This window comes from Bacillus sp. BHET2 (assembly GCF_005938125.1).
In the GTDB taxonomy this organism is placed as follows: Bacteria; Bacillota; Bacilli; order Bacillales; family Bacillaceae_B; genus Rossellomorea.
In genome coordinates, this window is the sequence record NZ_VCQN01000002.1 from 247,820 (window position 1) to 268,953 (window position 21,134).

Here is a 21,134-nt window from a genome sequence, read left to right on the forward strand (position 1 = left end):
TTATTTAAACTCTTTCTTCTGGGGTTTCACTTCTTCATTAGAGCTTTCTGAAGATTTTTCATCTGCTGAATCGCCACTTGTCTTTTCTGTGGATCCGGTTTCTTTATCTGGATTTTCATCAGATGAGGGTGCTGTATTATCCCCTTCTACTGATCCTTCACTTCCACCTTCCCCATCAGTTGGAACGTTGTCATAATCCGTTTCACTGGATTTCTCACTTAGTTCCTCTAAAGGATAGACGGCTATTTTATGCAGAGGAGCATAAAAATCTTCATTGATTAATTCTTCTGAAAGAATTTCTCCTGAAGTGCTCAGTTTTTGCTTGTAAACTCGAATTAGGACTCCATCTTTCCCTTCTTGCTGAATATCTACATTTCCTTTATCAACAAAAGGACTAAACTGTTTAATCATCCTAGGCGCAAAGGTTTCTGTATCCGATAACCGGACGTTGTAAGTGTTTGGAAAAGGAACACCTTGCAATTGCGCCTTGATTCGCTTACCTTCAATGGCCAAGCTCAGCTCATAACCCGTTGAATTAGGATTCGTTATGACAAAGTCCTGATTATTCATCGGATTGAATTTCGCCTCAAACCCTAATGCCACATAATCTGGGAGTTGTTTACTGATATTTCGTTCTATAATAGCGAAATTGGAATGTAAACTTATTTGATAAAGTAACGAAGCCACTGGACTTAAATCTGCTTGAGATTCCACAACAAAGCCTTCTGTTTCTAAGAAGTTCGCAAAGGAAAACTGTGAATTGGGTGCAACGGGAATGGTGGGAAAGTTGTTTATGAAACTCTTAATAGTCGGCGTAATTTCCAATTCATTTGACACTGCTTCGAAAATGACTTGCGCAGACTCATTACTGGTTATGTAGTCGGATACATTGACGCTTTCATCCATTTGAAGGCTCCCAGCTAAGGAAAGAATGTATTCCTGTAGGGAAGAGACATTGAATTCCTCAGCATGATAGCCTGCGAACTGATTGGAGAGAAAATTATCAAAAGAAGGTTGGTCTACACTGACAATTAAACTGGTGTTTTTATGGTTCTCAAGTCTTTCTATGCTCTCTTCTAAATGGAATTGGAAGATGGAGGGATCGATTTTTGCTGTCGCTCCATTATAATCCAGCGTTATGTTTTGATTGGCTTTCCATTCTTCTACTTTTTCATTCAGTAGGTTTTTTGCTTCTTCTTTGCTTGTTCCACCTAGATTAATAGATGCAACCGCTGCATGTTTTGATAGTTTGAGTGACTGAACAAAGAACGTTTCGTAAGCATAAACGCCTAAATGAGAAAACCCGTATAGAAAAAACGTGGATAAGAATAAAACGGTCATTAGTTTTATAAGCAGACCTTTTTTCACATTTGGGGCTCCTTCCTCATTCCTACTTAATATTCATCGTTAAATCAACAAACACAGATGGACCTGCTTCTTGAGCTGCTTTAATATCTGATTCAGTTAAAGATGACCCCTTTGCAATCAATAAATGTCCCTCTAAATTATAGATGTCTTCTGTCACTCTTTTACCTGCCAGTAATTGAGTCTGTTTTGTCTTGATCGTCTCTAAGCCATGTCGAGGTTGTTGTTGTGTTTGTGGTTGATACGTGTTTAGCTCTTCTTCAATCACTGGTTCTGGAATTGCTGTCTGATCGAAGCTACCTTTGAAGTTCTCAGCAGCATCCTCATTTACAATAATGATGTCTTTTCCAAACGTTAACACATACTCAGTACCAAGGAAATATACACTGTCTTGTGCATTTAACTCCAATGAAACAATCGCACCCGTTTCATCATCTACATAAAACTCTTGGATATTTCCGATCATTTGACCTTTCCGGGTCATGACACGAGTATCATTGATTTTTATTTTTTTATTCACAAGCTGGTTAGCGATGGGAATTTCATTTAAGTCGATTACAGCATTTTCATTCTCAACCGTTACGGCATATTCCCCTATGCCGACAACCTTTTTAAAAGGGATTGCTTTGACACTTACCTGCCAATCTTCATGTTCGATCGTCAGGAAATCAACAGATCCCTTTTCTGGATTGATTACAAGGGATTTAACCCTGCCTATTTCACTTCCATCGGATATGCTGATAATCGGTAATGTTTTCATTTCTGCGCTCTTTTTCATGTCATCTCACCTATTCTATCGTTTTAATTTCGCTTTGTTTTTCAGACGCATAGTCATTTGTCTGCTCTAAATCCATTTGAATATATGGGTAGTCTTTGAATCTTTCTTCGATTACTTTAATGAACATTTGTAAATCTTCGAATTGCTCAGTTGAAATGTAATGATCCATTAATATTCTTGCAAATGTGTAGTAATCTTGATCGTGTAAACTTGGGTGAAGATAGTGTTTGATCATGTTTTCCATTTGATCAGAAGAATACAGGCTTTGTGATAGTGCAATCTGCTCGATCATTGTTTTCATAACTTCCCTCATGATCCTTGTGCGTTGTGGAAGTTCATTCATATGAAGATCTTCTACTTCTCTATGATCATGATCAACGTTTTCTAGCATGTCCTCAAGTGGTGACTGCATATCCTCTTCCTTTGCATCATGATGATCTAGTTCACCTTCAATACCATTAGGGCCTTTATACTCAGGTTCTTCCAGTTCTTCTTCAAAGTCTGGTAGAGACTCTATTTTTTCTGCGTCTTCATTTTTATCTATCTTAGCATCAAATACTTCTTGTATTGCTTCTTTCTCTTCATTTCGATCCTCCGCTTTTTCATCAGAACCATTTATCATGCTTTCGATTTCACTTAATCCGTTATCTACTGCAACTCTTTTCTCTTCAACGTTTTCTATTTCTTCATTCAGTTCGTTTTCACTTGCATTTTCAATAAACCATTCACTTTCGTCTTCTACAAGATGAAACGATTCTGCTTCCTCAGCCTTACTGTCATCTTCCATGCTTACTTCATCCATGTCCGTATCTAGCTCATCCTGTTCAGAAGACTCCTTGAGATCGATCTCAGTGTTCACAATTAGAATTTCATCGGTTTCATCAAGCTCCAGTGTCTCCGTTTCTTCTTCGATGGAAACAGGAATTCCTCTATCATTCTCCCAAGTTTCAGGTGCACCCACGTTTTCATCAGTTTCAGATTGTAATGTCTTCTTGGGTTCTTCATATGTATACACCGCTTGTTTCTCTTCTACTTCAGTTCCAGTGGCCAAGGCCAATAGTCCGCTAAAACGCTGTTCAATCATATAAGAAGAAATGCCCAGCAAAACCAGTAACATGATTCCAATCATCCATATCGGATATTGGCTTGAAGCGACTAAACCAAGAAGAGTTAAACCAAATGCTACAGAAGCAATCATAATTTTCCCCTTCACGCTGATGCCTATTGGAATAAAATATAAAATAGGTAGTAATAGAACAAGTGCCAGTATTGAAAATAGGTAAATCATCTTACATTCAACCCCTTCCTATGATATATTTCATATAAATCAGACTTTTTTTAACAAGTTTCGACTACTAGATATTGTATAATAAAGTCAGGTATTTTGAAAGCGGGTGCGGGAGTGAAACATATAAAAATATTAAAAAATAATAGAGGACTCACTTTAATCGAACTTTTAGTTTCCATAACCATCCTTGGGATCGTCCTTCTTAGTTTCATGAATTTCTTTCTGCAATCCAGTACATATACCAACAACAATCAAAAGAAAACGGTGGGAGTCAATGTCGCCCGGAATGTATTGATGTTCATGGAAAAGCAAAACTTCCTGGAAACCCGTAACTATTTTCATGACGTGAACGCAGGAATTGAACCTTCAAAAGAAGGTTATTTAAAATTATTCATTTGCAATGATCAGTATGAAACTTTCTCTAATTCTTCTACCAAAACAGATATAAATGATTCATGTCCCAACAAAAAAAACATTATGATAAACGGGTTGGAATATGAAACGGCCATATATTCCGAGGAAGTCACCAATCCTGATGAAATGGATTACTATATTCCAATTACAATCGAAGTGAGGTGGGATATCAATGACCGGGAATACAGTACGTCGGTTGATGGAAAAATTAAAAGCGAAGATATCCGATAATAAAGGAATAACCTTGATTGAGCTGTTAGTCACCCTTACGATATCGTCCATCCTCTTGCCCGTTACATACGGAGCGATGATAACAGGGTATAAAGTCTATGAAAAAGTATCGATTGATGCCCAATTAAGAGAGGATGCAGACTATGTTTCTGCCATGGTAATGAAAAACTTATACTCCTATCCATTTGACAGCGTTAAAGAATGCACCCCAACTAGCTCGAACTGTATCAAATTTGTTAATAACAGTGAAAAAAAAGTCGCACCTTATTCTGGAAAGTCCTTCTATGAGGTAGAAGACAAAGCAATTCAAGATGATGAACAAACACTACAATTAGTTCAAATAGGTAAAAAAGGTCAATGGAGCTTTAACGGTGTCATCCTTGAGACCCCTTCTGACTTTACAGGGTCCACGATATCCACTAGTTGCTCATCCAGTCCCTGTGAGGATGCGATGATTCAACTGACCTATGAAGTGACCCATCCTCGTTTCAATAAGACGCTTCAATTAGAAAGTAATTTCGGATTTTAGAAGGGAGGAATACACTTGCGATCCAATGAAAGAGGAAACGCTCTACTGACCGTCCTTATTACCTCACTTGTCATGGTGACAATCGGCATGGCCATCATCAGTTCAACAATAGGTGGAGCCAAAAGGACCGAAGTAAGAGAGACGGACATTGATATTACATACGAAGGCTTAAAAGCGGTTGAAGAAATCTCTTCCAAGCTTGTCTTTCAATTGCAGCCATCCAAAAAGCTTGGAATCGATCAGTTAACGTCATTGAATATCAACTCGAAAGTAGCGGGCTTTATTCAATCAGATATTATTCCATCCTATCAATCTTCAGATACAATTAAATGCATTACCATCGTTGATGTGAGTGGTAAAAATGCCTCGAACCTCCTAGGGGATCAATGCGGGAAAGCAAGCTCTCTTCAATTCCACACATTCGATTTGGATTATCTAAGTTCAAACCTTACCCGGGTCTATGAAATTATCGTACATACAAAAAATCCTGAATCCGAAGATGGTAAAATTGAAAAAATCGTCCGAAAAAGAATTATCTTATCACCGATCCCGAGCTTCTTGAAATATACATTAGGCTCTCGTGAACAGCTGAATTTGAACGGCTCACCCCATTTGGTTGGTAACGTTTATGCACATTCACTTGGTGTCAGTGAGGAAGCAAACTATCAGTTGTCAGATCAATCTGATAACACAGTCAGTGCCCCTTTTCCATCCATCATTGGCGATTTGTATACCAGTTATGACAAATCAAATTATGCCGTAATGAAATCATTGGTAGATACTAAGCAATTCTACCCACACATCCCTGCACCAGGTATTAAACAAGATAGTCAATTTACGGATATTTCATTTGATCAAACATATGATGAAGAGGTTAGAAAGGTTTTGGATCCATTAAATCTCTCTCTTGGTAATAGCATAACTCAAGCTAATCTGAGAAATACGATCGGTCAAAATCTTCTCTCGAACAACCTTCTTCTCCCACCTATCGTGAACGGTATTCTGAATGAAAATGTACAAGGGGTAGTGAAAGCAACCAAAAGCATCACGGTGAAGGGACTCCGTCACACCGGAGTCGATTTGATCGTACAGGGAGATGTAAACATTCTAGCGAACTCCGTTATGAATATAGGAAACATCATCTCTACTGGTAATGTGACCATCTCCAATCTATCGGGTGATATGTCCATCGGAAATATCATTGCAGCAGGAAAAGTCTCAATCGAAGCGAATGCCCCGATAAAACTGAAAGAGAATATCGTCAGTTTCGATAATGTTTCAATTCAGTCTCAAAACTCAACTTCTATTATCGAAGGGAATATCTTCTCAGGCAGAAATCTAACAATACAGGGAGATGCCAATGACCCTGATGGAGAAAACGATGAAATGGCATTTGATTCAATCATCTATGCAAAAGGAAAGACAAGTATATCGAATTTAAATATTACCGGGCACAATAATCCCTCAGGTTCCGGTCAACTCATCTTGATCTCTAAAGGAGAATTGTTGGTCACTAGGATGAATGAATTCCAGTACTATAACGATGAGAAGGAAAAGAACAAGACTGACTTATTGCCTGATTCAAAGGAGAACATCAAACCACTTCAGGCTTTCTTATATACTGATAGTGACGCAACACTATATGGGGTCGGTTCCCTTTTCTATGTGAATGGTGGCGTCTTTTCAAAGGGAAACCTAACTGTAAATGCTGTACGGGGGGATGTAGATAACATGGATAGCATAAAGACTGATCTGTTATCGAATCAGGAAAAAAAATTATCCCGCTTTATCGTTCATTATAATAAAGATGTACTCCTATCAAAACTTGATGCTCTCCCACGGGTGGAGTCACTTTCCCTCATTAGTGATGAAATACTTGTGGAATAAATAAAGCGTGGCTATGAATGATCATAGCCACGCTTTTTATTTTACCATCTGCCATCGATGCTTCCGTCTTCGGTACCGGAATTTTCATCATCCTCAGAGACTACTTCAAAGATCGCAATGGCTTTAATACTCGGATCTGCATCTGACGTCACAGTAATGGTCGTAACTCCAATGTTCTCAGGAACTACTTTCCACTTTCCATCTTCTTTTACAATCTCCACGACACCATTTCCTGTGTCAGTAACACTTTTAATGTCTTTATTCGTTGCATTGGTTGGATTAAATAGTAAATTTGAATAAACGTCCATCTCGTCACCCTCTAAAAGCAACGTATACTTCGTTTTATCAAAATCCAAGCTTTCCAAATTGACGAACCTGGATTTCACGATGACGCGGATATTTTTTTTGTATTTCCCATTTTTAGTTGAAACTTCGACTATATCTTCACCTGGAGATAAACCTGTTATTTTATTTTCCTTGGTGGAATTGACTTGATTGTATACAGAATTGATTAACCTATCATCACCTTGGAAAACGTTGACGTTATAATTATTATTTGGTTTTCCAAAAGGAAAGATATCGATTTTAAATGACTTCGTTTCCCCTACATATAATTCGATGACGGACGGAACACGTATTAAATCGTCACCTTCTATCCAGATCGTCTTCCCGACTACATAATCATCAATCGCAAATCCACCATTGGCTTTTATCTGGACTTCATTCTTACCTAACATTTCGAGGATTTTTAATTCCTGTAGTTCAATGTTTGCCCATCCTTCAATCAGTTCATCGTCATTCAGAACTCGATACTCGTACGTAACACCATTCCCAGGAACTCCTTTCGACAGGTGATATTCAGCCTCATTTGATATAGAGGCACCGTCTTCCAATACATTCTTGGTGACTGCATCCTTAACTGTTAAGGCAGGAACAAATGATAATACAGACGTCGCTCCATCTTTATACGTAATAGCTAATTGAGTCGGAGCACTCGCTAATGACTTAACTGCGGTATTCGGAAATCCATTGTTCATCCCAGCTTCAAGAGTGGCTACAACGTTCTCCGATGGCCCGAGTATCCGAACTTTCTTAATCGTCCCGTTAGAATAGCCATCATAAGCATATTCTTTTAGATTGTGGAACTGCCTGGTCCTTACTTTGGCACTGATTTCATTTTGATTTGGATTCAAATTGCTGCTTACCTTATTGCCGTATCTTGAATCAATATAATAGACCTTCGCTTGAGGCATTTTTACATTGTTTATAGACCAAACAGCCTTTAGGGTAACGGGAATCTCTAAGGTAGACTGAGAGAAGGACCCATTATCAAAATTCATTTTTTGAATCAACTTGATCACAGCAGTTCGTTGCCCATTGATAGTCTCTATCGTAATTCCAGGACTTTCATTCACTTCCACTCCATCTGGTAATGGCTGATGAATCGTGATATCACTCAGATTCCCCTTGGCTTTAGGATTCACTAATCCGCCAAAATTCAACTGATACACTCCCGTGAATTTATTCGTCTCTTTTCCATGTTCAATAATTAAATTGAACAAATCTTGATTCATTTTCTGAAGATCCAACTTTCCTGTAACAGATGCAGGTGCATCATCCTTTACTTCGATTGTGACAGATTTTTTACCAGTATTTCTCCACGTCGTTTCTTCAGCCGTTTTATACTGTATTTTCATATCCTTAAATAAATAGGATCCCTTTGTCGAAAACTCCACTGGCAGAGAGAGTGTAATCGGGGTCGGTATTCCTTGACCTACTTCATAAACGCTTGAGAATGGTAAATACACTGTATTGTTGACCACTTTATATTGATTACGGTCCACTGTCACATTTTCTGGTAACTGAACAATAATTTCACCATCTAATTTGACTGAATTCAATTTATTCGCCAATTTTTCGAAGGCATCGGATACACTTCCTTCACTTGCTTTGATGAAGCTTCCCGAAGTCTGCTGTGCGAGCATTTCGAGATACCGATCATCTAAATCTCCTTCTCCATAACCCAGCGTATGCATAGTGATTTTGTCATTGTAGATCTCTTTGGATACTTCAAGCCCTTTCTGTTTGATCAAGGCTTGCATTTGCTGACTATTCGTTTCTACTTCGCCTGGATTGTACCAACCTGAACTAAATGAAATACCATCCATTGAAAATGATTTAATGAATAAAGACTTTAGCTTACTATTATCTGGTGAAGATATTTTGTGCAACCATTTATTGTAGCTGTATTTATTTTGATAATCATATGTCACTTGCTGATCACTTTCGACCACGCCTGTTTCACTACAGAAAAACCAAAGTGGTTTAATACATACTTCTTTTTTTACCTTTTCAATGGATGTTGCTATCATGGGCTGTCCATCTGTTAGAAACACAATATATTTTTCATTTTTGGAATCTCTCAGCATATTCTTTGCTGCTCTTAAGGGGTCGGTGTAGTTTGTTCCTCCATTAGCGGTAGTATATAACATTGAAGTTTTTATAGCATCGAGGTCATTGCTTAACGGAAGTATCGTTTCAATTTCAGAAGAGAAAGTAATCAGAGAAAAGCGGTCATTTTTTTGTTTGTTTTTCTCAAAGAATTGAACGGCATTGGTTAGTCCATTCTTTGCATTCTGCATTTTATCCTTCGTATTATTCATGGAACCAGATTTATCAAAAACAAAGACAACATCGATAGGTGGCCTGCTTGTTTCTTTCACTTCTCCTACCGGCATAATATTGAAGTCTAATGATGCCCTTGCATTCCCTTCTACCGGCTTAACAATCACTTCTTGGGAAGGAGTCACATTGAAGTTTACACTTAAATCTGCATTTCCAGCGGCAGAAGTATTGGTTGAATGAAATAGTAGTGCAAGAAACAAAATCAATAATAGTGGAATTTTTGGTTGAATTCTCATAATATCCCTCATTTTGGTTATCCTATAATGCTTTCATTATATCAATCTTCAAACTATTTTAATAGGACTTACTACTCAATAAACTTTATTTTTATAAAAGAAGGATGTCCACTGTTAGATTAGACATCCTTTCCTTTATTTCACATACTGAGCCACTCGATTTCGCCCGGCCTGCTTGGCTCCCGTATAAAGAGCACGGTCTGCATGGCGGATCAAGGCCATTGAATCGTCTGCATCTTCCGGGGCAGTAGATACGCCGATGCTTGCTGTAATTCTGACCATCACCCGCTTGTTGGATTCATCCAGGCTATCATGAAGGGAAAAGGGTTGATCAGCTATTGTACTTCTGACCTGCTCAGCGATGCGAAGGGCTTCTTTTCGCTCTGTATCAGGGAGGAGAAGGACGAATTCTTCTCCCCCGTATCTTGCGACCGTTCCTTTCGCATCAATTAGGGTTCGCAGTCGGTCTGCAAGTTCTATAAGGATTTCGTTCCCGCTCTGATGACCATAATTATCATTTATCACTTTAAAGTGATCGAGATCGAGCATGATGAGGGACAAGTTCTTTCTTTTTCCAACCTCTAGATTGTTGTATTCCATTGATAGAAGATCTTCGAAGTATCGATAATTATAAAGACCTGTCAGTGCACATCTTTCACTATTCTTCTTCGTCCGTTCATGATGTCTGGCATTGGCAATTGCCACTCCGAAATAAGAACATAAGATGTCGACTATCATTAATTGGAATTTTTCATAGGCTTTCTTTTTGGAAGAAGCGAGAAGAAGGATTCCCCTCACCTTTTGGCTTCTGACAATGGGGACACATAATACACTTTCTACTCCTTCTGGCATGTAACCTTCCGCGATATCAGTCCATTCAGCCCGTGAAGTATATAGAACGGACTTCCCAGTCTGCCAAACCACTCCACTGATTCCTTGATTTTTCCTAAGTGGGCGAAGATTATTCGATTTCATTTCTCCGTTTTCAACTCTTCTGAGGAGCACTAATTCTTCTTCATGGCAATCAAGGATATATGCATACTCCACCGGAAGGGTCTCGATGATCTTCTCTATGAAAATATCAAGCACTTCCTTTACTTTCAGGCTCTCGGTTAATTGGTGACCAATTTCCCCAGCTTTTTGTAGATATTCATTGATTTTTTCAGAAGAATTATAGAGCTTCAATATGATTGATAGGCTGATGAACGGGATGCCAATCAGTAAAGAGGCGAAGGCACCAAGTTCAAAGGTTAAATAATAAAGGGACAGAGAAAGAGGGAACATAATCATATTGGCCGTAAAATCCCACACAAAATCCTTACTGTAAAAGCGCACATCATTGTTAGCCACATAATGATGATAAATAAGGAGGAGAATCTGATTGATCATAATCGATACAATCTGATAACAAAGGATCGGGAAAATCAGCTGACTGAGTTCCCTTTCAGCGATTTCCCCACCGAGCATAAAGTAGATTAAACCACTGACGCATGAAACCAAAAAAAACATCAATGAATTTAAGGGTATTCTGTGCCAATCGTTTTTCGTCACCCTAAGCCTTATGAGTAAAGGGATGATCGAGAACTGCATGAGGACGATTTCAATAAATAGACCATACTTGATGAAACCGACGAGGGTCACCCACTGAATGAAGAAAATGGTTGCACCGTTGATTACGATGGGCATGAGAGGAATGAAAGTAGCAAATGCCACTAGTGTAATAAACTCCAGTTCGTTTCCTGCAATATTTTCAGGAGGATAGTATTGATAGGTAATATACAAACCAGCCGGTACAATGGCCAGCCACGCCAGCAATAAGTACAGCTTTTTCTTCAACGGTAACGTCATATCTATCCCCCATAGGTTTTCTTCCATTTTTTAATATTATTTGCTCCCACGACACTAGTTAAATAGTCACAAGTTTAAGAATATTTTATCAAATCATCATCACAAAGTCACTTATTTTTTCTATATTTTTCTAGTCTTCTACACAGAAATGGTTTTACTTCGGATAAAAAGTACAGGGACCCTGTTACAAGCAGCACTTCCTCTTTGTTCATTTCATGAATCTTTTCGTCCAAGAATTCTTTCCAGTCTGGAGCTTTCATTTTATTGGAATGGTTCGACATATCATATAACTCTTCGACTGACGCGACTCTTGGAAAATTGAAGGTCGTAAATGCTATGCTGTCCACTACTTCTTCCATACTAACAATCATCGGCTTCAGTTCTTTGTCATGCAGTGCCGAAAAAAGGACCGTTATTTTTTTACTGCCAAATCGTTCCTTGATCGTTTTCACTAGGGCCTCAACCCCTTCAGGGTTATGAGCACCATCAATATAAACCTCTGGTGTATCTGATAAAGATTCCATTCGTCCCGGCCAAGTTGCCTTCTTCAACCCAATTTTAATGTGTTTCTTTTCAGTTTGAATTTCCTGCCTTTCCTCCAGAAGCTCCACTACCTTTATGGCGATTGCTGCGTTATTGATTTGGTGTGTGCCGATCATGGATAATTCATACACTTCATCTTGACTGGGAGATACGTATTGGAATCTCTCTCCCTTTTCAAGCAGCGATGTCCGCTCTGCAGTAAAAGCATCACCAAGTTCAAAAATCTCACTTCCCATTTCCGCCGCCTTCTCTCTGATCACCTTTTTGGCTTCCATTTGGTGTACGCCAGATATGACAGGCACTTTCGCTTTGATAATACCTGCTTTCTCATAAGCAATGTCTTCTAATCTGTTACCAAGAAACTGAATATGATCAAGTCCGATACTTGTAATAACGGAAACCATTGGTGTAATGACGTTCGTGGAATCAAGTCTTCCACCAAGACCAACCTCATAGAGGACGACATCCACCGGATTCATTTCAGCAAAATAATAAAAGCTCATGGCAGTGATGATTTCGAATTCAGATGGGGCTCCCCATTCAGAGTGTTCCATGCGCTCGGCAATAGGCTTTATTTTTCCAACCAGTCCCGTTAAATCCTCATCTGGTATTGACTTCCCATCGATACTGATTCTTTCATTGAATCGTTCAAAATAAGGGGAAGTAAAGGTACCTACCGTAAATCCAGCCTCCTGTAACACATTTCCCAAATAGGTTACCGTCGATCCCTTTCCATTCGTCCCACCGATATGGACCGTTTTAAGCTTGTCGTGAGGGTTCCCCATCTCTTCCAGAAGTTTATTCATGCGCTGAAGTCCAGGCTTGATCCCCAGTCTCAGTCGCGAGTGTATCCATTCAACGGCTTTGTCATAGGTTAACATTATCTTCACTCCCTAAAATCACTTTCATCAAAAAGAGGACTTTAATCAGAACTGATTGCCGAAAAGGAAAATGCTTTCCCTATAACAATAAGTCCCGAAACTAAAGCCCTCTTCTTACCCTCTATTCTTTCACTTAAATCAAACTGATTTAAGTTCTTCTATTCTTGCTTTAACTGTTGCTTGTTTTTCCAGGTAATCCTTTTCTTTTGCTTTTTCCTCGTCTACAACATTCTGAGGGGCTTTGCTCACAAATCTCTCATTGTTTAACTTACCTTGAACGCGAGAAACTTCCTTCGTCCATTTCTCCAGTTCTTTTTGAAGACGGGCAACTTCTTCTTCGATATTGATTAACCCTTCTAATGGAAGGAATAAGTCTACTCCTGTCACAACAGCGGTCATCGCTTTTTCCGGCGCATCTAAATCTGTACCCATTTCAAGCTTTTCTGGATTGCAGAATTTTTCAATATACGCTTTGTTCTTTTCGATTATACCTAACGTACGCGCATCTTTCGCTTTCAACATTAAGTTGATTTGCTTGCTCATCGGTGTGTTCACCTCAGCACGAACATTACGTACGGCGCGGATGATGTCAACTAGAAGTTTCATCTCTTCAGCTGCCTCTTTGTCGGTGTGGTCTTCCTGAACCGTAGGCCATGCTGCTAGTGTAATCGATTCGCCTTGATGCGGCAAGTTCTGCCATATTTCCTCGGTAATAAACGGCATGAATGGGTGTAAAAGTCTCATTGTGTTGTCGAGAACATAAGCAAGAATCGAACGCGTTGTTTTCTTCGCTGTTTCATCCTCTCCATAAAGAGGAAGTTTCGCCATTTCAATATACCAATCACAGAAATCATCCCAGATAAAGTTGTATAATAGGCGTCCAACCTCACCAAATTCATAGCGATCGGCTAAACGTGTCACAGTCTCGATGGTTTCATTTAAGCGGGTAAGTATCCATTTATCCGCAACTGATTTTTCACCTGATAAATCGATTTCGTCATAGGTCATGCCTTCCATATTCATAAGAGCGAAACGGGATGCGTTCCAGATCTTGTTCGCAAAGTTCCAAACAGACTCCACTTTTTCAAATGAGAAGCGCAGATCCTGCCCCGGTGAACTTCCGGTAGTCAGGAAGTAACGCAGGGAATCAGAACCGTATTTTTCGATTACGTCCATTGGGTCTACACCGTTTCCTAATGACTTACTCATTTTCCGCCCATCAGCGTCACGAACCAGCCCATGAATCAGAACGTCTTTAAATGGACGTTCGCCAGTAAACTCTAATCCTTGAAAAATCATCCTTGATACCCAGAAGCCAATAATATCATATCCTGTTACCAGGGTGTTCGTTGGATAATAACGTTTAAAGTCTTCTGCGTTTGTATCCGGCCAGCCCATAGTGGAGAAAGGCCAAAGTGCTGAACTAAACCATGTATCTAATACATCTTCTTCTTGTCTCCAGTTTTCAATGTCTTCAGGTGCATCTTTGCCTACATACATTTCACCTGTATCATTGTGGTACCATGCCGGGATTCTATGTCCCCACCATAATTGACGTGAAATACACCAATCACGTGTGTTTTCCATCCAACGTAAGTAGGAAGTTTCAAATCGATCAGGTACAAAATTGATCTTGTTTTCAGCTTCTTGAAGCTTAACCGCTTGTTCAGCTAGTGGATCCATTTTTACGAACCATTGAGTAGAAAGGTAAGGTTCTACCACAGCTCCACTTCTCTCAGAATGCCCAACCGAATGCATATGCTCTTCAATCTTGAACAATACGCCTGAGTCCTTTAGGTCTTTCACAATTTGTTTACGGCAGTCAAAACGATCCATGCCATTGTATTTGTCTGCCTTCTCATTCATGGTTCCATCTTCATTCATTACAAGAATGCGTTCCAGATTATGACGGTTTCCGATTTCAAAGTCATTAGGGTCATGTGCCGGTGTGATTTTAACAGCTCCGGAACCGAAATCCATATCTACATAATCGTCACCAACAATCGGGATTTCACGTCCAACGATTGGAAGGGTAACCGTTTTTCCGATTAGATGCTTGTAGCGATCATCTTCAGGATGTACCGCCACAGCCGTATCACCGAGCATCGTTTCCGGACGAGTTGTTGCAATTTCAATATGACCGCTTCCATCAGCCAGTGGATATCTCATGTGATAGAATGCTCCCTGTACATCCTGATGTATCACTTCAATATCAGAAAGGGCCGTTTTCGTCGCAGGGTCCCAGTTGATGATGTATTCACCGCGGTAAATCAAGCCTTTGTTATAAAGGTCTATAAATACCTTTTGAACCGCATCAGATAATCCTTCATCCAAAGTAAAGCGTTCACGGCTGTAATCAAGACCAAGTCCCACCTTCGCCCATTGCGCACGAATGTGCTCGGCATATTCTTCTTTCCATTTCCACGTTTCTTCTACAAACTTTTCACGTCCAAGGTCATAACGTGAGATACCTTGATTGCGAAGTTTTTCATCTACTTTTGCCTGTGTCGCAATTCCTGCATGGTCCATCCCTGGTAGCCAAAGAACATCGTAGCCTTGCATCCGTTTCATTCTTGTCAGGATATCCTGAAGTGCAGTGTCCCAAGCATGCCCAAGGTGGAGTTTTCCGGTTACATTTGGAGGAGGGATAACGATGGTATACGGTTCCTTCTCCTTATCATTTGTCGCTTCAAAGTACTTACCTTCTAGCCACCATTTGTACCTGCCTTGTTCAATCGCATTCGGGTCATATTTCGTTGGCATTGAAAGTTGTTGATCTTGAGTTTCCATGTGATTTCCTCCTATATCATCGTGTGAATTAGTACATTTTCCTAAAAAAAATAAAAAAATCCCCCGTCCTATGAAAAGGACGAAGGATTCCATTCGCGGTACCACCTTTTTTCTCAGGAGAAATAGACCTCCTGAACTCTCGACAATCATAACGGCTTTTAACCGGCTTCTACTACTGACATTCATAGAAACAGCTCTTCAGGCGACCTTCCATTGTCTTAACGTAGAAAATCTCTCAGCAAACGATTTTCCTCTCTGAAAGTAAGGATCAATGTACTCTTCCTGTTCATTGCTTTTCGGATATTATTTATTTACTCATTATAGTATAGGATAAGATAAACTTTCGTCAATCATTATTACCAATTTTCATGAAAAATATTCATTTTGCCTACTCTAGGCACCATTGTGTACTGAAATCATAAGATAATGTAGTGAATATACCCAGGAAAGTGAGTGGACCAATTTGAAGAAAATCAATCAATACACCATGCAGAAATGGATGGGAAACGCCAGGTTAATATGTAAGCAATTCATCATTCCCTTTTCTATCTTTCAAGGGATTCGTACCATTTTGCTCCCTACCACTTTTGATGTCCTTCTGTTAACTCTGTTTATCGGTATCGGCCTTGCCATTTATTTCGATTGGATTTAATGGACCGACGAAATGGGGACTTCGTCAGTCCTTTTTTTATTCCCCCTCAGCCGCTTGGGCCTGCTCTTGTTTCTTCTTTTCCATTTCATCTAGCCGCATCACCACGTATTCGGTGTTTTTCAGAAGCCAGTAGTGCCTCTGTAGTTTCTTAATTGATTTCCGTTCATTCCTTTTGTCCTTTGGTGTATGAAAATATTTTTCAACGACAGCGATCACTGAACTCGGATATGCTAAATAACTCATGAACAGGAGCCGCTCTTCATTACGTACGGTGAAATGCTGAAAATATGTGGTGAGCCACTCGATGCATTCCTCATAATACTTGGGATAGGTCTTTAGCGTCCTCGATAAAAATGGGAGAAGATCATGAAACGGCGAACCCATCCTTGAATTCTCGAAGTTATGGAAATAACCCAGGCCACGTTCATCGAATAAGAAATGCTCCGTTGATACCTTACCGTGAGTAATCACGGTTCGGACCTTTTCTAATTCCTTCGTTTCCTCGTACCATTCATCAAGCATCTTACGAGAAAATTTCAATGCTTGAGATGCATCTTTATAATACATACAAAAATGCAATTGGAATGGTGACATATACGTTGTCTTTTCACAGGCTTCAACATATTCATCAAGAAACTCCTGCTCTTTATCCCACCTTGATGTGAGCTGCTCGTAATGAGATTCCCTCTCCTCTTTGTCAATTTTCACTTCTTGTGAGGATAGAGAGTGAAGCCGTGCTAGTTCCCGAAACATTTTCTGATGCTTTTCAAAGCTGTCCTCCCTCTCCTGGTTTAAAAGCCAGGGCATCACATAGTACAACTCCCCTTCATTCCAAACCGCATATCGCCCATCGAGAGTCGGATAGATTGGAACAATCCGGTTATATCCCCATTGGAACAGTATTTGCACATTCCGTACAAAATCTACCCCGTTCTGGGCAGGAAGCTGCTTAACTGCCAGTGTCCCCTTATTAGAGAAGACTTTAGAAAGTTTTCCGTAGCTTTCCACAAAATGAGGTTCGACACCATATGGTTGTAAGACAGGCTTTAATCCATCAAGCGTGTGTACCATTCCTCTCACCTTCTAAGATTACTTTTCTAAACGTACAGTCAAACACCAAGACGGGTTCTGTCGGGCCGTTACGTTCAACATGATTCCCCTCTCTGTTTAACAGACCTTTCTAAAAAAAACGGACCAACTCCAATGATTATGGTGTCAGCCCCATCGTTTGTTCTATAGTACAATTGCACTCGTCTTTAATCCTCGGTTGGAGGACTATGCGATATTTCTTTATCCCTTGAATACAAATTCGTTGTTGGGAATATAAAGAACCTGCCCCACATACACATCCTGATTGGCTTCGAGCTGATTCACCCTTAATAGTTGTGGAATGGTTAAATCATATTTTTCCGCAATATAATCCAGGGTCTCTCCTTCTTGAACGATGCAGACGCGCAATGTCGCACCTTTTTCCTCTTCTTTTCTCGCGAAAAAATCCGTTAATGAAATGGATTCATATTTCTTTTTCCCTTTTGTCTTTTTCTTTTCTTCCTGCTCTTCTCCGCTCTCTTCCATCTCGGCATCTACGGCAGACGATGATGAGGAAGACTCTTCTTCTTCCATCTCTTGCGGCTTGTATTTAGGTGTCGGAGTATAGGCAGCCTTTGGTTCAGCGTGCTGCTCCTCAGAAGATTCACTTAACTCATGCTGAGGCAATTCAAATACATTTTCCTTCCGATAATCAACTTCTTCAAAGGAATGAGTCGGATGTGCATCATATTGAATTTGAACAGGAATTTCATCTTCCACTTCTGCTGGAGGTGTCTTTCCTTCCAGGCTGAATGGACGATACTCCTCATCCTCCACTTCCTCCTCTTGTGACACATCTACGTACGTGGGCATTTTCTCTTCATCATAGTTTTCATATTCGTACACTTCTTCTCTTTCTTCCTCCGTCTCCACTTCTTCTTCAACTTCAGCTACGGCATTGGATCTGAAAAGCGGTTCATATTCTTCCTCTCTGCTATAGTTAGCCTCAAGAGGAGTATGGGCCTGTTGCTCTCCATAAATCCCCGTAATCGTCAAATCGGCATTCAATTTCAAACAGGCATTTTCAGGCACATTATAATCGAAGGACTCAACGTATACATCGATATCACTTAAGTTGGCGATTCGATTTTTGGGAATCGTCACATCCACAGGGAAACGATGGACAAATTCATACTCCCCTTTTTCTCTTTTCTCCACTGTTTGAACAAACTTTCCTCCCGCCTCAAACTCATTGTCTTCCGCTTCTCTTGGTGCAGTAGGTAGATATTCACCAGAAAGATCAAGGCTTCCTCTAATAAGTACGTACTGCTCTTGTTCTTGAATCGTTATATGAGGATCTAAGGAGATAGATAGCAATTCTTCAACTTCCTGTCCTTTTTTAAACCAAATTGATTCTTCCAAAGAAAATCGTAAACACGATTGTTGTTCGTGTGACAAAGAAATTCCTCCTTTCAGGTTCCAAACAAAGAAATAGTAAACAATACCATTATCACTTTATGAACCGAAAAGGAGGATTATGATTGATAACGAAAAGTTGTAGTAAGTTTAAGGAAGCATTGTTGAAAATTTCTGCCTACATAAAAAAATAACCGACCCCATAAAGGATCGGCTACCTCAATTACTTATTACTGATCTTCTCAAACGCTTTGTCAGCAGCTTGAAGAGTTTTCTCAATATCTTCAGCCGTATGGGCTGTCGATAGGAATAAGCCTTCAAATTGGGAAGGTGGCAGGAATACACCTTCATTTGCCATCTCCCGGTAGTAATCAGCAAACATCTCTAAATCAGAAGACTTCGCACCTTCATAGTTCGTTACTTCTTCATTCGTAAAGAAGATACCAACCATGGAGCCTGCCCGATTAATTCTATGAGGGATATTGTGCTTTTCTGCAGCTTTCTTTAAGCCCTCTTCCAACTGGTCTGCTTTCTGTGCAAACTCTTCATATGTTTCCGGTGTCAGTTGACTTAGGGTTTCATAACCAGCTGTCATGGCTAACGGATTTCCTGACAGGGTACCCGCTTGGTAAATCGGACCGCTTGGGGCGATTCTTTCCATGATTTCAGCTTTCCCACCATATGCACCTACAGGCAGGCCACCTCCAATGACTTTCCCTAAACAAGTCAGATCAGGGGTTACGTTGTAATAGCCTTGAGCACATCCGTACCCAACACGGAAGCCAGTCATGACTTCATCAAAGATTAACAGAGAGCCATGATTTTCCGTGATTTCACGAAGGCCTTCTAAGAAACCAGGCTGAGGTGGGACAACACCCATATTCCCTGCAACCGGCTCAACGATGATGGCAGCAATATCGTCACCAAATTGTTCAAAGGCGTAGCGGATGCTTTCTAAATCATTATATGGAACTGTAATCGTATTTTTGGCAACACCTTCTGGCACTCCAGGGCTGTCAGGTAATCCAAGTGTCGCAACACCTGATCCCGCTTTAATCAATAATGAGTCCCCATGACCGTGGTAACACCCTTCGAATTTCAGGATTTTATTACGACCAGTATATCCTCGAGCAAGACGTAGGGCACTCATGGTCGCTTCCGTACCAGAAGAGACCATGCGCACCACTTCGATACTTGGAACTCTATCGATCACAAGTTTAGCTAATTTATTTTCAATCTCAGTTGGAGCACCGAAGCTAGTGCCATTTTCTGCTACTTTTTTAATGGCTTCTACCACTCGGTCATTGCTGTGACCTAGAATTAGTGGTCCCCAAGAAAGCACATAGTCAATATATTCATTTCCATCAATATCGTAAATTTTCGATCCTTTTCCTCTTTCCATGAAAATCGGATCCATCTTTACGGATTTAAATGCACGTACCGGACTGTTCACTCCGCCAGGCATCAAGTTTACTGCTTCTTTAAACGCTTGCTTTGATTTCTCATATGAACGCAATAGGGTTTCCTCCTTTAATGATCTTTCGTCATCCTTATAGGAACTTTCCACCAATCAGGATAAACAATTGGCTACATCTTTAGCGAAATACGTAATGATCAAATCTGCTCCTGCACGCTTCATGCTTGTCAGCTTCTCCATTACGATTTCCTGTTCGTTCACCCAGCCGTTTTGTGCCGCAGCCTTCACCATGCTGTACTCCCCACTTACATTATAAGCAACAACAGGTGCGTTAAAACGGTCTTTTACTTCTCTCATAATATCTAAGTAAGATAAGGCAGGCTTCACAATTAGGAAGTCTGCTCCCTCTTCTATATCAGACTGCGCTTCTCTCAATGCTTCTAAACGATTTGCAGGGTCCATTTGATAGGTTCTCCGGTCTCCGAATTGAGGAGTAGAATGAACAGCATCACGGAAAGGACCGTAAAAGCTTGAAGAATATTTAACGGCGTAGGACATGATCGGCACATCCTGGTAGCCGGCTTCGTCCAGACCTTGGCGTATCGCTGCCACGAATCCATCCATCATATTCGAAGGAGCAATAATGTCAGCACCTGCTTCAGCCTGGCTGACTGCTGTTTGAGCCAACAGATCAAGAGTCTGGTCATTCAGTATTTTTCCATCTTTGACAATTCCACAATGCCCGTGACTTGTATACTGACATAGGCAAGTATCCGCGATGACAACCAGTTCAGGATACTGCTCCTTCACGAATCGTGTTGCTTCCTGGACGATTCCATGATCATGATATGCTTGTTTCCCTAATTCATCTTTTTCAGCGGGAACACCGAAAAGGATTATGGATTTGATTCCTAAGGAAACCACTTCATCCATTTCAGCTTTCAAATTATCCAGCGAAATATGGTAAACCCCCGGCATGGACGGAACAACATTCTTAATATTTTCCCCTTCCACAACAAACAACGGGTAAATTAAATCTTCTTTTCGAAGATGAGTTTCTCTTACTAACGCACGCATTGTTTCCGATTGACGCAAGCGGCGGTGACGGTTAAATTGCAGGTCTTTCATATTAAAAACCTCCTATT

At 40.2% G+C, this 21,134-nt stretch carries 15 protein-coding genes and 1 other annotated feature; of the genes, 4 read left to right on the forward strand and 11 right to left on the reverse strand.

The genetic code is table 11. The features are described from left to right. From FGG79_RS10920 to FGG79_RS10930, 3 genes are read right to left on the reverse strand one after another with little or no spacing between them, the layout of a single operon-like run. Positions 1–1,368: a VanW family protein gene (locus tag FGG79_RS10920; protein ID WP_138778195.1), complete on the reverse strand. Its 1,368-nt coding sequence runs from the start codon at positions 1,366–1,368 to the stop codon at positions 1–3. A gap of 22 nt (positions 1,369–1,390) precedes the next feature. Continuing rightward, the gene (locus FGG79_RS10925) at positions 1,391–2,143 is read right to left on the reverse strand and encodes a PRC-barrel domain-containing protein (protein WP_138778197.1); all 753 of its coding nucleotides are present in this window, start codon (positions 2,141–2,143) and stop codon (positions 1,391–1,393) included. 10 nt (positions 2,144–2,153) lie between these two features. Beyond that, positions 2,154–3,431: a hypothetical protein gene (locus FGG79_RS10930; RefSeq protein WP_138778199.1), complete on the reverse strand. Its 1,278-nt coding sequence runs from the start codon at positions 3,429–3,431 to the stop codon at positions 2,154–2,156. A 114-nt stretch (positions 3,432–3,545) separates the two neighbouring features. Here FGG79_RS10930 and FGG79_RS10935 point away from each other — a divergent pair, with 114 nt between their 5' ends. Genes FGG79_RS10935 through FGG79_RS10945 form a run of 3 tightly spaced genes read left to right on the forward strand, consistent with a single transcriptional unit; the run spans position 3,546 to position 6,492 of the window. Further along, positions 3,546–4,076 carry a type IV pilus modification PilV family protein gene (locus FGG79_RS10935; protein ID WP_171050896.1) on the forward strand — a complete coding sequence of 177 codons (531 nt, stop codon included), beginning with the start codon at positions 3,546–3,548 and terminating at the stop codon, positions 4,074–4,076. Beyond that, positions 4,018–4,605: a PilW family protein gene (locus FGG79_RS10940; protein ID WP_138778203.1), complete on the forward strand. Its 588-nt coding sequence runs from the start codon at positions 4,018–4,020 to the stop codon at positions 4,603–4,605. The genes FGG79_RS10935 and FGG79_RS10940 overlap by 59 nt, the downstream gene beginning before the upstream one ends. A 15-nt stretch (positions 4,606–4,620) precedes the next feature. Further along, on the forward strand, positions 4,621–6,492 hold the full coding sequence (locus FGG79_RS10945) for a hypothetical protein (protein WP_138778205.1): 1,872 nt from the start codon (positions 4,621–4,623) through the stop codon (positions 6,490–6,492). Between the two features lie 41 nt (positions 6,493–6,533). On the opposite strand, the gene FGG79_RS10950 is transcribed toward FGG79_RS10945, so the two are convergent. From FGG79_RS10950 to FGG79_RS10965, 4 genes are all read right to left on the reverse strand, one after another. Beyond that, entirely contained in the window at positions 6,534–9,413 is a 2,880-nt protein-coding gene (locus tag FGG79_RS10950) for a vWA domain-containing protein (RefSeq protein WP_171050897.1), read from the reverse strand. Between the two features lie 135 nt (positions 9,414–9,548). Then, complete coding sequence (locus tag FGG79_RS10955; RefSeq protein ID WP_138778209.1) at positions 9,549–11,261, reverse strand: diguanylate cyclase; 1,713 nt, start codon at positions 11,259–11,261, stop codon at positions 9,549–9,551. A gap of 107 nt (positions 11,262–11,368) precedes the next feature. Then, positions 11,369–12,685 (reverse strand): bifunctional folylpolyglutamate synthase/dihydrofolate synthase, encoded by a 1,317-nt coding sequence (locus tag FGG79_RS10960; RefSeq protein WP_346764046.1) that lies wholly within the window; start codon positions 12,683–12,685, stop codon positions 11,369–11,371. A gap of 138 nt (positions 12,686–12,823) precedes the next feature. Beyond that, positions 12,824–15,475, reverse strand: a complete 2,652-nt coding sequence (locus FGG79_RS10965; protein WP_138778211.1) for a valine--tRNA ligase — start codon at positions 15,473–15,475, stop codon at positions 12,824–12,826. 72 nt (positions 15,476–15,547) lie between these two features. Further along, positions 15,548–15,774 (reverse strand) — a binding site (T-box leader). A 164-nt stretch (positions 15,775–15,938) separates the two neighbouring features. On the opposite strand from FGG79_RS10965, the gene FGG79_RS10970 reads away from it, so the two are divergent. Then, complete coding sequence (locus tag FGG79_RS10970; protein ID WP_138778213.1) at positions 15,939–16,127, forward strand: hypothetical protein; 189 nt, start codon at positions 15,939–15,941, stop codon at positions 16,125–16,127. A 36-nt stretch (positions 16,128–16,163) separates the two neighbouring features. Here FGG79_RS10970 and ysxE read toward each other — a convergent pair whose 3' ends face one another. The 4 genes from ysxE to hemB form a co-directional block, all read right to left on the reverse strand. Continuing rightward, a complete protein-coding gene (gene ysxE, locus FGG79_RS10975) occupies positions 16,164–17,198 on the reverse strand; it encodes a spore coat protein YsxE (RefSeq protein WP_138778215.1) in 1,035 nt (344 codons plus the stop codon). A 219-nt stretch (positions 17,199–17,417) separates the two neighbouring features. Next, positions 17,418–18,614, reverse strand: a complete 1,197-nt coding sequence (gene spoVID / locus FGG79_RS10980) for a stage VI sporulation protein D (RefSeq protein WP_240794256.1) — start codon at positions 18,612–18,614, stop codon at positions 17,418–17,420. Positions 18,615–18,795: 181 nt separating this feature from the next. Next, complete coding sequence (hemL, locus tag FGG79_RS10985) at positions 18,796–20,088, reverse strand: glutamate-1-semialdehyde 2,1-aminomutase (RefSeq protein WP_138778219.1); 1,293 nt, start codon at positions 20,086–20,088, stop codon at positions 18,796–18,798. A 54-nt stretch (positions 20,089–20,142) separates the two neighbouring features. After that, positions 20,143–21,117 carry a porphobilinogen synthase gene (gene hemB, locus FGG79_RS10990; protein WP_138778221.1) on the reverse strand — a complete coding sequence of 325 codons (975 nt, stop codon included), beginning with the start codon at positions 21,115–21,117 and terminating at the stop codon, positions 20,143–20,145. Positions 21,118–21,134 lie beyond the last annotated feature (17 nt).

Excerpts from the sequence above, each read along its gene's own strand:
- FGG79_RS10960 (WP_346764046.1), bottom strand. The coding sequence starts at position 12,685 with ATGTTAACCTATGACAAAGCCGTTGAATGGATACACTCGCGACTGAGA.
- hemB (WP_138778221.1), bottom strand. The coding sequence starts at position 21,117 with ATGAAAGACCTGCAATTTAACCGTCACCGCCGCTTGCGTCAATCGGAA.
- ysxE (WP_138778215.1), bottom strand. The coding sequence starts at position 17,198 with ATGGTACACACGCTTGATGGATTAAAGCCTGTCTTACAACCATATGGT.
- FGG79_RS10930 (WP_138778199.1), bottom strand. The coding sequence starts at position 3,431 with ATGATTTACCTATTTTCAATACTGGCACTTGTTCTATTACTACCTATT.
- FGG79_RS10965 (WP_138778211.1), bottom strand. The coding sequence starts at position 15,475 with ATGGAAACTCAAGATCAACAACTTTCAATGCCAACGAAATATGACCCG.
- FGG79_RS10940 (WP_138778203.1), top strand. The coding sequence starts at position 4,018 with ATGACCGGGAATACAGTACGTCGGTTGATGGAAAAATTAAAAGCGAAG.
- FGG79_RS10950 (WP_171050897.1), bottom strand. The coding sequence starts at position 9,413 with ATGAGAATTCAACCAAAAATTCCACTATTATTGATTTTGTTTCTTGCA.
- FGG79_RS10925 (WP_138778197.1), bottom strand. The coding sequence starts at position 2,143 with ATGAAAAAGAGCGCAGAAATGAAAACATTACCGATTATCAGCATATCC.
- FGG79_RS10955 (WP_138778209.1), bottom strand. The coding sequence starts at position 11,261 with ATGACGTTACCGTTGAAGAAAAAGCTGTACTTATTGCTGGCGTGGCTG.